Source organism: Campylobacter sp. RM12654 (genome assembly GCF_020137585.1).
Taxonomy (GTDB): domain Bacteria; phylum Campylobacterota; class Campylobacteria; order Campylobacterales; family Campylobacteraceae; genus Campylobacter_E.
Genome location: NZ_JACGAR010000068.1, coordinates 1 through 857 on the forward strand (window position 1 = coordinate 1; position 857 = coordinate 857).

General features: G+C 32.4%; 1 protein-coding gene. It reads right to left on the bottom strand.

Annotated features, from left to right (window positions below; translation table 11 throughout):
- Positions 1-857 (bottom strand): methyl-accepting chemotaxis protein (locus AVBRAN12654_RS09345; RefSeq protein WP_336614383.1); only part of this gene is annotated, 857 nt, incomplete at both ends.

Sequence of the window (857 nt, forward strand, 5' to 3'; positions counted from 1 at the left end):
TTTATTCTTCATAACAGCTTCAACAGCAATGCTAGCCATTAAATCTACTTCATCTGATATTTTATTAGTATTATCAGCTACTACTACATTAGCGCGTGTTAGCTCATCTATACTACTTATTGCTTCATTTATTTGAGATATTGCTTGAGTTTGTTCTTTAATGCTTTCGCTCATATCATTTATTCCTTGAGTTAATACATTAACACTTGCTTCTATTTCTGTTAGTGATTTTTGAGTGCTTTCAGCTAGCTTTCTTACTTCATCAGCAACTACAGCAAACCCACGCCCGTGCTCACCTGCACGTGCTGCTTCAATTGCAGCATTAAGTGCAAGTAGATTAATTTGTTCTGCAATGTCTCTTATCATAGTAATAACATTTTTAATATCTTCTCCGTTTTTAATAACTTCGTTTGATTTTTGATTTACTGCATGCATAGATGCACTCATCTCTTCTACTGCTGCTGCACTTTCTTGTAAGCTACTTGCTTGCTTTCTTGCACCTTCGTTTATATCACTAACACTTGTTTTTAGTATTTTAGATTTATCTTGTAGGTTTCTTGCAGTTTCAAGATTTGTTTTTAACATATCTCTTATTTGCTTACCTAACATATTAGTTGCAAGTTCTACTCTACCTTTAGCATTTTTTATTTCATTTCTAAAGTCGTTTTGGCTATATTCATCAAATATCTTTTCAATTGAGTTTGTATTAGCTCCAACTTTTTCTTCTAAAGTATCAAGCATTTTATTTAAGACATTTTTTAATTCAATTAATTGTGGGTTTGCAGGATTTAGAGTAATTCTTGCTTTTAAATCTCCGCTTTCAATTGCTGCTGCTGTTTGAACGCTTTGTTCTACTG